The following is a 13,966-nucleotide window of genomic DNA, read 5'->3' on the forward strand; positions in this document are numbered from 1 at the left end:
GGAGAAGTTGCGGCGCAGGCGGTGGGGCCATAGCAGGGCGGGGTGAACGACAGTTCCTGAAGCCACCTTGGCAAACCCCACGATGCGAACACATCGGCAACGTATACTGTCTTCCTGGCTTACTTACTGCGAGGTACCTTGGCAAGAGACTCGAGAGGAAAACCCATGAGCGAAGCAAGAGACCCCCAGAACACCTGCGTGCTCGTCACCGGCGGCGCCGGCTTCATCGGCAGCCACACCGTGGTCGAACTTTTGCAGGACGGCTACAAGGTAGTCATCGTTGACAATCTCTCCAATGCCTCCGAGAAGGTCCTCGACCGCATCAGGACCATCGTGGGCGACGCGGCGGCCACCAACCTCACCTTCTACCGCACCGACGTCAGTGACCGCGGGGCCATGAGCGCCGTCTTCGACGAGAACCACATCGACCGCGTCATTCACTTCGCCGGCTTCAAGGCCGTGGGCGAGAGCGTCGAGAAGCCCATCGAGTACTACCGCAACAACCTGGGCACCACCCTCACCCTGGTGGACGTGATGCGCGACCACGGATGCAAGGACATCATCTTCTCCAGCTCCGCCACCGTCTACGGCGTGCCCGACAGCCTGCCGCTCACCGAGGAGAGCCCCAAGAAGCCCGCTACCAACCCCTATGGCTGGACCAAGTGGATGATCGAGCAGATCCTCTGCGACCTCCATACGGCCGACCCAACCTGGAACGTCGTGCTGCTGCGCTACTTCAACCCCATCGGCGCGCATCCCTCCGGGCTCATGGGCGAGGACCCCAAGGGCATCCCCAACAACCTGCTGCCCTACGTGGCGCAGGTTGCCGTGGGCAAGCGCGAGTACGTCCGCGTGTACGGCGACGACTACGACACGCCGGATGGCACGGGCGTGCGCGACTACATCCATGTATGCGACCTGGGCAGCGGCCACGCCGCCGCCCTCAAGTGGATGCGCGGCCGCACGGGCGTGGAGACCTTCAACCTGGGTACCGGCAGGGGCACCAGCGTGCTGGAGATCGTGAGGGCCTTCTCCCGTGCCTGCGGCAGGGAGCTGCCCTACCGGATCGAGCCGCGCCGCGCCGGTGACGTGGATGCCAACTACGCCGACTGCTCCAAGGCGAAGCGCGAGATGGGCTGGGAGGCCCGCTACGCCATAGACGACATGTGCCGTGACGGCTGGATGTGGCAGTCACAGAACCCCAACGGCTACGAGGGCTAGGCATCGATGGCTGGTCAGGACGGCACGGCTGGTACCTTCTTGGCGTACCTCGCCGAGAGACGCCCCGTCATGGAGGCGTACCTCGTCGAGCATGCGGCAGCGCCGCTGCCCGACGAGACGTTCGCCGCGGGCGAGCTCGGCCGCTACCTCTATGCCCCGCTCGCCCGCTTCACGGCGTCCGGCGGAAAGCGCACGCGGCCCGCCCTCGTGCTGCTCGGCTGCGAGGCGGTGGGTGGCGAGACGGCCAGGGCGCTCCCAAGTGCGGCGGCCATCGAGCTCTTCCAATCCGCCGCCCTCATCCACGACGACATCGCCGACGAGGGGGAGCTGCGTCGCGGCGAGCCCTGCGTCCATGTGCGTGAGGGCGTGGGCGTGGCGATCAACATCGGTGACCTCGGCATCGTGCGCACCTTCGCGGGCGTGCTCGAGGACGGGGGGCTGGATGGCGCGACCAAGCTGCGTGTGCTCGACGAGCTCGCGCAGATGGAGCAGCGCACCGTGGAGGGGCAGGCGCTCGACCTCGGCTGGGCGCGCGACGGCCGCTGGGACATCACGACCGACGACTACCTCACGATGGCCGCGCACAAGACGGCCTTCTACTCCGCGGCGTCCCCACTCTCCATCGGGGCCCTCTGCGGCGGGGGCACGAACGAGCAGGTGGAGGCGCTGGGCTCCTTTGGCATGGATGCGGGCCTGGCATTCCAGCTCCAGGACGACCTGCTCAACCTCGTGGGCGACGGTGAGGCGCAGGGCAAGGACTTCCGCAGTGACATCACCGAGGGCAAGCGCACCATGATCGTCACCTGGGCCCTCGAGCACCTGGAGGACGACAGGAAAGACGAGCTCGTCTCGATTCTCTCGGCTCACGCCACGGACGCTGCGACGCTGGCCCGTGCGGTGGAGCTCATGCGCGCGGTCGGCGCCATCGATGCCGTGGACTCCTATGCCCGTGGCCTTGCGAGCCACGCAAAGGGCGCGTTGGACGGCATCGAGCTTGCAGGCACCACCCGCCTGATACTTGCGTCCATGGCGGACTTCTTCGTGGAGCGTGCCACATGAGCGCAACTCGCACTCGGCGATCGTCCCCCCGTCCTACCAGCGGGCTCTTTCGGGTAGAGTGATGTCGTGTCTCGAGAGGGGAGTTACCATGGAACGTCTCATCGAACGTCGCGGCGCCCTGGCTCTTCTCGGTCTGCCCGTCGCGCTGTCCCTGGGGTCATCCCTCGCAAGCTGCGGCTTGCACCTGCCCCCCTCGCTCACGGCGACGGACCTCACGGCAGCTGTGGAGGGTTCCGCACCCCCGCGCTCGCCCATCGGCGACATACTCACGGATACGGACGCCGTGCGCGCCGCCTACGGCTTCACGACCCACCTGCTGCAGGGCCGTTGCGAGACAGAGCCAGAGGGGAGCGTGCTCGTCTCTCCCCTTTCGGCGCTCTTCGCCCTCGCGCTGGCCGAGAACGGTGCCGCCGGCGAGACCCTCTCCCAGATGGAGGAGGCGACCGGTATGGATGTGCAAGGCCTCACGTCCTATCTTGGGGCCTACCTCAAAAGGATTGGCGGAGAGTCCCTCCATGACACGCGGGAGACGGGCGACCCGCTCGCGCTCAAGAGCGCCAACTCGATCTGGCTGCGCGACTCGGGCGGCCTCAGCGTACGCGACAGCTACCTCTCGACCTGCAAGGGCAGCCTTGCCGCGCAGGTCTTCTCCGCGCCGTTCGACGAGACGACGAGGGCCGACATCAACTCCTGGACCAGCTCGAAGACGGATGGCATGATCAAGGAGGTCGTGGGTGAGATTCCCGATGGGGCCCAGCTGTACCTCATCAACGCCCTCGCCCTCGACAGCGCCTGGTCCGACCCCTACGGGGACGACGACGTCCAGGACGACACCTTCACGACCGAGGACGGCACGGAGCAGAGCGTGCGAATGATGCGCTCGCACGAGGTCTGCTACCTCGAGGGTGACCCCGCCGAGGGCTTCGTGAAGCCCTATGAGAACCACGACCTGGCGTTCGTGGCGCTGCTGCCCAAGACAGACGTCGGAATCGGCGGGCTCGTGGGCTCCCTCGATGGCGAGTCCCTGCGCGAGCTCATCGCCCATGCCGTGCCGGGCGTCGAGGTCGACGCGGGACTGCCGAAGTTCACGGTACGCCACCAGGCCCTCCTCAACGACCAGCTGAAATCGATGGGCATGCTGGACGCCTTCGATGCCAGCCTCGCGGACTTCTCGCCCCTGGGAGCGACACCGGCTGGCAACCTCGCCATCGACAGCGTCATCCAGAAGACCTTCATCGACGTGAACGAGCGGGGTACGAAGGCCGCGGCGGCGACCTCGATAGGGATGAGTTCCACAGCCGCAGCCCCCTTTGAGCCAGAAGTCAGGGAGGTCGTGCTGGACCGCCCCTTCGCCTACCTGATCATCGACCACCAGACCACGACGCCACTCTTCGCGGGAGTCGTCACGAGCGTGGCGTAGGGCGAGCCGGCCCAGCGGTGCGCCGGTCCGCGGCTCGTCGCCTCTCGATGCCGCCGCGGACGGTGACGTCAACCATGGGAGGATGGCGCGCCCGACCATGCGGACGAGGGTGGGCCGAATGCCCTGGCCCCTCGCACCGCACGCCCCGCTTGCGTATACTTTTCTGGAGGCACCACCAATGGTGGCGACGCACCTGAGGCACGACGGGAGAGGCACGATATGGATTCCATTAGGGAAGGCGCGACGGGCGCCGCGGTCGAGGACATTCAGGATCGCCTCACGTCCCTTGGCTACGAGATCGACGAAGGGGAGCGCGCCCAGGGCACCTTTGGCCCCTCCACCGCCAAGGCCGTCGCCACGTTCCGCCTCGACCACGACCTGAGCCTCTCCGACGAGATGGACTCCGCCAGCTGGATGGCCCTCGTCGATGAGTGCTACCAGCTGGGGGATCGCACGCTGTACCTGCGTCTCCCCAACTTCCATGGCAACGACGTCAAGCAGCTCCAGGAGCGCCTCAACATCCTGGGCTTCTCGTGCGGCCAGCCCGATGGCTACTATGGCGTGCATACCGAGGCTGCCGTGAAGCAGTTCCAGGAGAGTCAGGGCGCCCTGTCCGACGGCATGGCCTTCCAGGACACCTTTGCCGACATCGAGCGCTTGCACCACGTGTGGGCCGGCAAGCCCGCCGTCGGCCCACACCCCACAGGGGGCATGGGATTCGCCCGTGCCGCCGACGTGCTCGACCGCACCAAGGTTGCCATCACGGCAGAGGATCCCATCTCGCGCAACGTTGCCGGGCGCATCTGGAACCTCGCCTCGGCCACCAGCGACAAGAGCAAGCTCGAGCTCGTTGACCGGGAGGAGGAGGCCGCCGGCGACAGCCGTGCCGTGCTCGTGCTGGCCGCCTCACCCCTGCCCAAGCACAGCACGCAGGCGAACCTCTCCATCGACGACGTCGACACGCTGCCGCAGCGTCTGCGCACCACCTGCGAGGGCACACGGGGGGACGTGCCCGTCGTGCGTCTGGAGCTGCCCTGCGGCCCCAACTACAACGGGACCTTCACCACGGGGGACGCACAGACCTTTGCCGTGATGCTGCTCGATGCCATCTGCTCGGCCTTTGCCGTGTGATGGGCAGCAAGCGAATTCTAACGGCACAAATAGCCTGACGCTCTCCCACATGGCTCTTGTCAACGACGAGATGGCGCACCCTGACGGGAATGTGGTCTTCCGCCTCTTGGTTCTTTTGGTTGGGGGGGCATCGTAGAGCCCTTAGATATTCGGATGTCCATGCACATATCACATGATGGACGCTTAATTTTTTTTGAAAAGGGCTATTTAACTGGGAGCTCTATCTTCCACCACGTAAAAAATAAAGTGCTGGCCCAATTGATTCTAAAAAATAAACGCTTCTAAAAAATTTAATGGACATCTTCCTAAGAATATGTTACTAATATAGTAGCCTATAGGGGCACGTAACGACAACCGCGTTATAAGGAGTAAGAATGGCTAGTACTATTTCTCGTATCCTCGATATGCTTGACAATAACAGGGGTCAGATTTATTCGGCATTCATGATGACATGGAATCACTAGGGAAACGCATGTCAATCTTCAATCATCTTGACGAGTTCGCGACGGCACTATCGGAAGAGGAGTTCTCGCCAGCACTGCCCGAGCGCCTAGCCGTCACAAAACAGCTATTAGCTTCTGAGTCCCCATCTCTGCGCTCAGTGGCAGCTCCGAGATATGTGACGGATCTAGGCGTGAGGCGTTCAAGTGACGCTGAACGCTTTTACGACATACACTGCAATCTTGCCAAGATTACGCCCCTGTCCAAAGAGCAGCTGTACACATACCTTTCGGCAATCCCTACCGAACACCTTCATTTTCATCTAGATGCGTGCATATTGATGTTTGGTGCCTCTTGTGCCTGCGCCGACTATATAACGCAGGCACAAGAGGAGCTATTGGCACAGGGCTCTTACACGACTCTCCTCTATTGCGGAGAAATACTGGCAGCAGTTAGCAATACGAATGCGTTGTGTTTTTTGATAGGGCTTCTGCGATGGCGTCATCGCAGTCGGACGCTTACGAAGCCCAACACCGCGCCGCTACTTTTGAGACGAAGCGACTGGGAAAGACGCAGGATAGTCACCATCGGCTCATATGTGCCAAAAGGAAGTATCTGAATGGCGATAATAATGACCTTGATCTTGCCCTACTGCTAAACCTTGATGCTCTCAATCTCTGGGACGATGGCATAGATACCTCAGTGATTTTAGAATCCTTGCGCATTGCCGCAGAGAAGGCCAAGGCTGTCTTCACCTCCTCTTGTGAGACGCAGTACACAATTTCCGTCGCGCTACGCTACTACAATCAGATTTGCATCAATATCGCTCAAGTATTCGCACGGGATAAGAAGTATGACCGAGCAGTTAAGACTCTCACCCAGTGTCTCGACAATTGCTGTGCCGCGGCATCAGAGTATATGCCGGAAATCCTCGGTGAACTCTCCTACTTTGAATATCTTAACCAGGATTACCTACTGTCTATACAGTATGCCAATTTGGCATTCATGGCATTCAGGCAAATTGGCGGGATAGTCGCGATGGAACGCACGAGACAGGTGGCGGTCGGATCGCTTATGCGACTCGGCCATGCTCGGCATGCGGCTAAAATTGCGTCAGACATTGACACCGACCCACTTGGACTTTCATGGAAACCAGAGCTGATTTCCTAAACACCTCACTACCACTTGAGCTGCATCGCCTAGCCCGCGTGCTAGGCAAGGAGAGGTTCCCCGCACTTAAGGACGTCTCACTACGCATTAATCCAGGCACCATCCATGCTCTACTCGGTCCCAACGGGGCCGGTAAGACCACGACTATCAAGGTCTGCGCCGGACTGCTGTTTCCCAGTTCCGGAACGGCCCTAGTAGGTGGTGTTGACGTCGCACAGCGCCCCGAGGAGGCCCGTAGACGGAGCGGGCTCGTGTTTGGGGGGGAGCTGGGCTTCTACCCACGCGCAACTGCCCGTGACAACCTATTGTATTTTGCGGACATCGCTGGTGTTCCCACACGCGAGCGCGACAAGCGGGTCAATGAGGCGCTGGAGCGCGTAGGATTGTCCAATAGGGCAAATGCCAAAGTGGAAGCACTCTCACATGGCATGGTCCAGCGATTGCATCTCGCGCGAGCCATCTGCCCCAAGCCACCTCTCCTGCTCCTCGATGAGCCCACCTCGGGACTCGACCCAGAGGTCTCCCTCAGAATACGTACCCTCATCCGCACACTGGCAGACGAGGGTACGGGCATCCTCCTTACGAGCCACCTCATGGGCGAGGTCGAAGAACTCGCTGATGTCATTTCTCTCATTGGGGATGGGCGTGTGACGTTCACGGGTTCCGCCTCAGATATCGCCCGCAAAGCCCACATCTCAGCTGTTACCACAGCAACCTTCAGCGCACGGGAATGGGAGCGGTTGGGAGACGTTGAGGGAGCACTCAATGGACGCGCCTCTGCCGTCTGGAAGGCCCATGCAAGCTCTTGGATCCTTACGTTGCTGTGGCACACGCTCGAGAGATCCTACACGCAGATGCAGGCTTACTTTGCCTCCGTCTGCGCCGAACGTGGGGTCACGCCGCCCGATGATACCCTCACCAGGGCTCCGAGCCTGGAGGAGTCGTACCTCTCGCTGGCCGATGGATTGGCACGGCAATGAGGTGGTTGCGCGTGTGCTGGTTCAACCTGAGGCAGTTTTGTGCAGTGAGCCACTTCGCACAGACCATGGTCCTTGTAACAACGACTACCACACTCGTGCAGTGGCTCGGCATACGTGTTTGGGGCGGAAACGCCACTGTCGCTTGTATGCGGGCAGCAATGATTGGCATGTGGACCACATCAGTCTTCTCAGCCGGCCTCTTGGGCTTCGAACGCCATAAGGGCACCCTCGTCCACCTGGTATCAGACAGTCGCCACACCCTCGCCACACTTGCCCTGGTGGTGCTCTCAGCTGCCACCTTTGGTCTCGTCTCTTTTCCAGCCGCCTGGATTGCTTGGGCGCTTCTCTCCCATATAGTCGTGCCGCTTCCGAATGTTGGACTCGTGTTGCTGTTCTGGCTCGCATGCTCATCGGTGTCACTCGTAATTGCAAGCCTGTTTGTCCTCACACCCAATGCCATCGCCTACGAGGGGCTGCTCCTAGCTCCCGTCATGCTCGTTTCAGGCCTCCTATGGCCGCTCGCCGACATGCCTGCGCGCATGGCCGACGTCCTGCGCCTCGCCATTCCTCTCGCGGCGCCGGTCGAGGCCCTTCTCAGCACTGCCACTGAGGTGCCCATCCCTCTATCAGTCCTCTTGGGACTCATATCCAGCCTAAGCTGGATTGTGCTCGCCTGGGTCCTTGGGCGACTCGCCCTTAGACGTGCGCTCGTATCGGGCACCCTCGAGGTGATGTAGGCATGGGTGGCCCCAAGGAAGCCTCACGCGTCTCACCGTGCTCACGAATCGTAACTGCGGTACGGGTATCATGGTCGGCCTCGGTATCGTTCGCCTCATTCGGTACCACCCTCACGGCACTCGTGGCACTTCCCCTCTTTGACGTCCTCTTCGCCACCGGCATGGGCAGAGCCCTCGCAAGCGATGACATCCTACGCGCGGCCTTCTCCTCCGCAGTGGCCTCAGTGGCCCTTGGCGTCGCTGGTGGCGTTGTGAATGCCGTCGTCGCAGCACATGGTCGGGGTGTCCTAGCGCTTGTGCTCACCGCACGGCGATTCGACCCCATCTTCTGGATCGCCGTGGGCGTGGCGCCAATCGCGACGTCACTTATCACTGGCCTCGTGACCATAGGTGGCATAGCCCTCTTCACGGGTACCATCGGATCGACCATGGCGGCCGACGCCGCGGTGCTGGGCCTTGTCGCGCTTGTGATCGGCTGGCTCTTGGGACTGTTCGCAGCCGGCATCTCCATCATGGCAACGAATCCCTACCTGGGCGCTACGATACTCAGTGCAACGTTTCCCGTACTGATTGGCGTCATCGTCCCCACGAGCCTCTATCCTGAGTGGTTGGTGGCCCCGTCTCTCGTAACACCACTCGCGCGCTCCCTCTCCTGCCTTGGTTATGGGATACCCGCTGGCACGATGATTGTAGATCTTGCGCTAGCAGGGGCATGGGCCTTCGTGGGGCTTGCCTGGACGCGCATGGCTGTGGCGCGCATGCGGAGAGGGTATGGGCACCTGCTACCCTGAGCGCGACAAACCATTGTGGAACTTATCATCATACCCGTCGTTGCCATCTCGCATCACCGCACGTTCGTCTGGTAGAATCTCTTCGGGCATATTTGGGGCATCGTCCAGTGGTCAGGACACGGGTTTTTGGTGCCTGGAACCTAGGTTCGAATCCTAGTGCCCCAGCCACGAAGGAGAAGGGGCGGCTGGCACAAGGCCGGTCGCCCCTGAGTTTCCTGCTCCACCCGTGTGGGTGCCTTTCTCCCGTGGGGGGCTCACAAAACAGCAGGTCGCCGAAAGTTCGTCCGGGAGAAAGGCACCCACACGCAACAAAGGGCACCCACAGACAGGGAGGGCCGCACCCACCGGACAGCTGGCCATGGAGGCTCGGCCCGCCTCACGCGAGGGTCATCAAATGAGTCCGAAATGTTCGAGGCCCGTGGCGACCCCATCTGCGGACACGGAGTCGGTGACATAGGTGGCCCGGCGCTTCACCTCGGGAATCGCATTGCCCATGGCGACGGCAACATCGACCTCGCCAAAGAGTGCCAGGTCGTTCTCGGAATCACCGAAGCCGTAGGTGGTGCCGGCACGCTCGCCCAATGCCGCGAGGGCACACGCGATGCCCACCCGCTTCGTATTGCCGGCAAGCCCCACCTCGGAGTTGCCCATCTCGAGCCTGCTGGCCGTGAGACGGGCTCCCAACAGTGGGTCCTCCATGAGCTCATCTGCGGCGGTGGTGCGCACCACGAGCTTGTATGCGCGGCCGTCCGGAATATGCCCGAGCGCCTCGGGCATAGTCTGGGGAGTCCCCTCGCGCTTGCCCAAGGCACCGCCACGCACCTCGACGGCACCGAGCACCGACTCGATCAAGGCGCCGTACCCACCCGCTGCCAGGTGCCGGTCAACCGCCTCAAGCAGATCCATGGGGAAGGGCTCGTCGCGCAGGACCTCCCCTCCCATCCGCACATATCCGCCCGCGAGGCACACCATGCCACTGAACGGCAACGCGGCCAGGTCGGGATGGATGCCCTCGGGGGAGCGGCCCGTGCAGAGGAAGGCATGGTGTCCCTTACCCACCAGGGCACGGATGGCATTCGCCACGCGGGGGCTGGGCGTGGGCGAGAGGCCCCGTTCCCACTCGGGCAGGGCATCCCGCCTGGCGGGATCGGTCCATCCCAGCGTACCGTCTATGTCGAAGAAGACCGTTGCCTGTTCCGATGGGGACATTGCCCCTCCCTTCTTGCGTGGTGTCATGGAACCGCCTGCCACCAGGGGCAGGATGCCTGCCACCGCACCCGACGGCAGGCGTCGGGTCCACGCGAACCACAAGCCTATCGTAGCTACTCGTTGCCGACCAACCTGTCGAACCGCTCGCGCACCTGGGTGACGGTAAGCCCGATGATGACCTGCATGGCCTTGCCGTTCTTGGAGATGCCCATGGTACCGATGGACTTGAAGTCCTTGTCATCGGCAACCTTGGTCTCGTCCTTGACGTTGACACGCAGGCGAGTCACGCAGTTGGTGACATCCACGATGTTGTCCACGCCACCCAGGAGGTCGAGGATGTTCGCCGCGAGAACCATCTTCTCGTCGCTCGTGTCAAGCGCGGGCGCGTCATCCGGATCCTCGGACCCGACGGACTGCGCCATGCCGTGCGCCTTGCGGAACTCCTTCTTCGAACCAAACTTGATCTCCTCGTCATCCTCGCGGCCCGGGGTCTTGAAGTCGAACCTGAGGATGAGGAAGCGGAAGACGAAGAAGTAGATGGCCGTAAACGCCAGGCCGATGGGAATGATGGCCAGGTAGGTCATGCCGTGCGAGGCACCCAGCGGAATGAAGTTAAACGATGACATCTCGATGAGCCCACCGGAGAAGACGCCCACGACGCCCACAAGGTTCATGCAGGTGGAGAGCAGCGCCGCAAGGAACGCATGCACGACGAACAGGGGCGGCGCTATGAACAGGAAGGTGAACTCGATGGGCTCGGTCACGCCACACAGGATGGCCGTGATGGTGATCGGGATCAGGAGGGCAAGGAGCTTCTTGCGGTTCTTGGGCTTGGCGGTAGCGTAGAAGGCGCCGGCGATGCCGGGCACGCCGAAGATCTTCGACCAGCCCGTCGCGGTGATGGCGCCCCAAGGGGCCAGGGTCTTGAGCGCATCAGTGGAGGCCGCGAGCTGCGGGAGGTCCTTGGCCCAGGCGGCATAGATGCCACCGTTCACGACGACGTTGTCATAATAGAATGGGGCATAGAGCAGGTGATGCAGGCCAAAGGGGATGAGCAGGCGCTCGAGGAACACGAAGACGGTCACTCCCGCCGTGCCGGCGGAGATGATGAGGCCCTGGAAGACGTGCATACCCATCTGGACCTTGGGCCAGACGAGCACGGAGAGAACCGCGCAGGGAATCATGACGAGGAACGCAACCATGTACACGAAGGTGGATCCGGAGAACACGCCGAGCCACTCGGGAAGCTCGGTGTCAAAGAACCTGTTGTGCAGGGCGATGACGACGCCGGAGATGATGAGGGCGCCCACCATGCCCATGTCGAGCGTCTTGATGCCACCGATCATGGCGAGGCCGGAGGCATTGCCAACCTCGGCCGTGAAGTCGACACCAAGCTGCGGGCCCCATGCCGTGAGGATCGCGTTGATGAAGTAGTTGAAGGTCAGGTAGGAGACGAGTACTTCCATGCAGCAGCGCCCACTCTGCTTCTTGGCAAGGCCGATGGGCAATGCCACCGCAAACAGGAGTGGCAACTGGTTGAAGACGGTCCACCCACCCGCGAGTATGACACTCCAGACGTTGTGCCAGGCAGTGCCTTCCGCGGCGATGGGCCCCATGATCACCTCGGTGGTACATAGGGTCCCGATGCCAACGATCACACCCGCAAACGCAAAGAGGAGCACGGGCGTGAACATCGCACCACCAAACTTCTGAATCTTCTGCATCATGGCGCTATCCCTTTCATTTGGACCGCAGATTCGAAGCAACACAAAAAGAGGCCTCAGTCTCCAATCTTGTTTAAACAAGTATAGCATATAGTTCTCATCTTGTTCAAACAAGATGAGACTCTTTTTTTGCGGAAGGGGCCGAGTCTGGATTTGATGCAGATTAGGGAAGGCATCGGATGCTTGGGCCTATGGGACGCCCCTCTCATGACACAATGCCTTGCAAGGACATGGATGACGAGGGCACCCGCGCGGCTTGCTGCGTCACGTTGGGCAGGCTGGGTAGGAGGACTCATGCCAAGGGCACTATTCGACGGCATCTATCATGACCTGCGATCGAAGGTCGAAAGCGGGCTGTATGCCTATCAGTCGTTCCTACCCTCGGAGAGCGACCTCGTGGGCGTGTACGGCTGCTCCCGCAACACCATCAGGCGTGCCCTGAGGATGCTCTCTGACGAGGGCTTCGTGCAGCCCCTGCATGGCAAGGGCGTGCGCGTCATCTGGCGCACATCCCCCCGCGATGTCATTGGCTCGCTCGACGGGCTCCAGTCCTTTGCTGAGTATGCGCACCACAACAGGATGGAGCCCACGACGGTGGTGCGAACGTTCGAGCACGTCACCTGCGACGAGACACTGGCCCGCTACTCGGGGTTTGCCGTCGGTACGCGGCTTATCCACATGGTGCGCACCCGCAGCCTTGATGGCTTCCCCTGCCAGGTCGATCGTGACTACCTCCTGGAGGAGGTGGCCGAGGGACTGACCAGGGAGATCGCGGAGAGCTCGACGTACCGTTACCTCGAGGAGATACGGGGCATGAGAATCCTGACCAGCAGGCGCCAGGTCACCGTGGAGCTCGCATCCGAGGAGGATCGGCGCTACCTGCGCCTTGATCCCTACAACTGCGTCGCCGTCATCGAGAGTCACACCTTCAATTCCGATGGGCTCATGTTCGAGTTCTCGCGCGTGGAGAACCATCCCGACACGTTCCGCTACTGCGCGATATCGAAGCGCTAGCCATGTGCACGCCCCCACTGGGGCGGGAGGAGCTGGGAGAGGTCCTTGAATGGTGGGAGTGATAGCCCAAACGGTGCCATTCGAGGGTCATGCACCAGGGTCAGGGTGGGGCACACCGAGGCCGACAGCTACGCGACCCATGGGGCGCATGACGCCCCATGGGTCAGTGCAGGGGCGCCCGGGCTATCTCCCGGCACCGATCCTCTCGTAGACGTCGATGAGATCCTCGGCGATGATGCGGAATGACTCGGCCTGCATGAGCTGGTCCTCCGCGTGGACAAGGATGAGTGAGAAGGTCACGTTCCCATTGTCGATGGCAGACTGTTGGAGAAGCGACAGGTGCGCGGCGTGGCCGTCGTCGAAGTCCTTGGTGCCGCTTTCGACGAGCGCCTTGGCACCCTCGATGTCGCCCTCCTTGGCCTTCTGGATGGCCTCGATGTACTGGGACTTTGCCGAACCCACGGTGGCAATGATCTGGAACGCCGCCTCCTGGGTTGTCTCGAGGCTCTTTTCTTCGGTGGCCATTCTGTCCCTTTCTGCGCACTGCCGCGCCTGTTGGTCATCGTGGGGTTGTCGTGCCTTGGCGTCCTCTCCTGGCGCCGGACCCTACTCGCCCATAAGCTTCATGGCGTCATCGAGGATCTTCTTGGCGTTCATTCGTCCGTAGTCAGCCATCGCGATAACGAAGACGGGCGTGTCGCCGGCGGCCTTGACGGCCTCCTTTTGCGCATAGGCGATCTGGGGACCGAGGAGCAGGCAGTCGGCCTGGTCGACCATCTCGAGCGCCTTGTTCAGCGGGTTGGCCTTGATCTGGACGTCCAGGCCCTGTGCCTGGGCCTCCCTCTGCATCTTCTGGACGAGCAGGCTGGTGGACATGCCGGCGTTGCAAGCGAGCAGAATGGTCCTCATGGTTGGTCTCCCTCCTTGTTTGGCCCCGCCGCCCTCGCAACGGGGCAACTTCCCTGTCACTCTCGGTGGAGCGCCATGCCCTGCGGCGGTGTTCGGCACTCCCCGTGCGCCTCACCTTCAAGCGCAATGCGTGAGGCTCGGTGCTCCGGTGGCCGGCGCG

General features: G+C 62.1%; 13 protein-coding genes and 1 tRNA gene. 10 read left to right on the forward strand and 4 right to left on the reverse strand.

Annotated elements, in window-relative coordinates; all coding sequences use genetic code 11:
- Positions 1–165: 165 nt before the first annotated feature.
- The 9 genes from galE to J2S71_RS02620 all read left to right on the forward strand — a co-directional run bounded on the left by galE (position 166) and on the right by J2S71_RS02620 (position 9,118).
- Positions 166–1,221, forward strand: a complete 1,056-nt coding sequence (gene galE / locus J2S71_RS02580) for a UDP-glucose 4-epimerase GalE (RefSeq protein ID WP_021725737.1) — start codon at positions 166–168, stop codon at positions 1,219–1,221.
- Between the two features lie 6 nt (positions 1,222–1,227).
- Positions 1,228–2,280, forward strand: coding sequence for a polyprenyl synthetase family protein (locus J2S71_RS02585; protein WP_021725716.1), 1,053 nt, complete (start codon positions 1,228–1,230; stop codon positions 2,278–2,280).
- Between the two features lie 88 nt (positions 2,281–2,368).
- Positions 2,369–3,700, forward strand: coding sequence for a serpin family protein (locus J2S71_RS02590; protein ID WP_307388580.1), 1,332 nt, complete (start codon positions 2,369–2,371; stop codon positions 3,698–3,700).
- Positions 3,701–3,919: 219 nt separating this feature from the next.
- A complete protein-coding gene (locus tag J2S71_RS02595; protein ID WP_307388581.1) occupies positions 3,920–4,831 on the forward strand; it encodes a peptidoglycan-binding domain-containing protein in 912 nt (303 codons plus the stop codon).
- Between the two features lie 912 nt (positions 4,832–5,743).
- On the forward strand, positions 5,744–6,442 hold the full coding sequence (locus J2S71_RS02600) for a hypothetical protein (RefSeq protein WP_307388583.1): 699 nt from the start codon (positions 5,744–5,746) through the stop codon (positions 6,440–6,442).
- Positions 6,418–7,422, forward strand: a complete 1,005-nt coding sequence (locus tag J2S71_RS02605; RefSeq protein WP_307388584.1) for an ABC transporter ATP-binding protein — start codon at positions 6,418–6,420, stop codon at positions 7,420–7,422. The genes J2S71_RS02600 and J2S71_RS02605 overlap by 25 nt, the downstream gene beginning before the upstream one ends.
- Complete coding sequence (locus J2S71_RS02610) at positions 7,419–8,159, forward strand: ABC transporter permease (protein WP_021725706.1); 741 nt, start codon at positions 7,419–7,421, stop codon at positions 8,157–8,159. Before J2S71_RS02605 ends, J2S71_RS02610 begins: the two co-directional genes overlap by 4 nt.
- Positions 8,160–8,281: 122 nt before the next feature.
- Positions 8,282–8,950, forward strand: a complete 669-nt coding sequence (locus J2S71_RS02615) for a hypothetical protein (RefSeq protein WP_156901000.1) — start codon at positions 8,282–8,284, stop codon at positions 8,948–8,950.
- A 93-nt stretch (positions 8,951–9,043) separates the two neighbouring features.
- Positions 9,044–9,118, forward strand: a tRNA-Gln gene (locus J2S71_RS02620).
- Between the two features lie 222 nt (positions 9,119–9,340).
- Here J2S71_RS02620 and J2S71_RS02625 read toward each other — a convergent pair.
- Both J2S71_RS02625 and J2S71_RS02630 read right to left on the reverse strand, forming a co-directional pair.
- On the reverse strand, positions 9,341–10,159 hold the full coding sequence (locus tag J2S71_RS02625; protein WP_307388587.1) for an HAD hydrolase family protein: 819 nt from the start codon (positions 10,157–10,159) through the stop codon (positions 9,341–9,343).
- A 113-nt stretch (positions 10,160–10,272) separates the two neighbouring features.
- Complete coding sequence (locus tag J2S71_RS02630) at positions 10,273–11,886, reverse strand: alpha-glucoside-specific PTS transporter subunit IIBC (RefSeq protein ID WP_021725036.1); 1,614 nt, start codon at positions 11,884–11,886, stop codon at positions 10,273–10,275.
- Between the two features lie 291 nt (positions 11,887–12,177).
- Between J2S71_RS02630 and J2S71_RS02635 the strand changes: the two genes are divergently transcribed.
- Entirely contained in the window at positions 12,178–12,897 is a 720-nt protein-coding gene (locus J2S71_RS02635) for a GntR family transcriptional regulator (protein ID WP_021725048.1), read from the forward strand.
- A 183-nt stretch (positions 12,898–13,080) separates the two neighbouring features.
- Here the strand turns inward: J2S71_RS02635 and J2S71_RS02640 are convergent, their stop codons facing one another.
- On the reverse strand, positions 13,081–13,422 hold the full coding sequence (locus J2S71_RS02640) for a PTS sugar transporter subunit IIA (RefSeq protein WP_307388589.1): 342 nt from the start codon (positions 13,420–13,422) through the stop codon (positions 13,081–13,083).
- Between the two features lie 81 nt (positions 13,423–13,503).
- Positions 13,504–13,806 (reverse strand): PTS sugar transporter subunit IIB, encoded by a 303-nt coding sequence (locus J2S71_RS02645; RefSeq protein WP_021725053.1) that lies wholly within the window; start codon positions 13,804–13,806, stop codon positions 13,504–13,506.
- Between the last annotated feature and the right edge of the window lie 160 nt (positions 13,807–13,966).

The sequence above is a fragment of the Olsenella profusa DSM 13989 genome (assembly GCF_030811115.1).
GTDB lineage: Bacteria > Actinomycetota > Coriobacteriia > Coriobacteriales > Atopobiaceae > Olsenella_F > Olsenella_F profusa.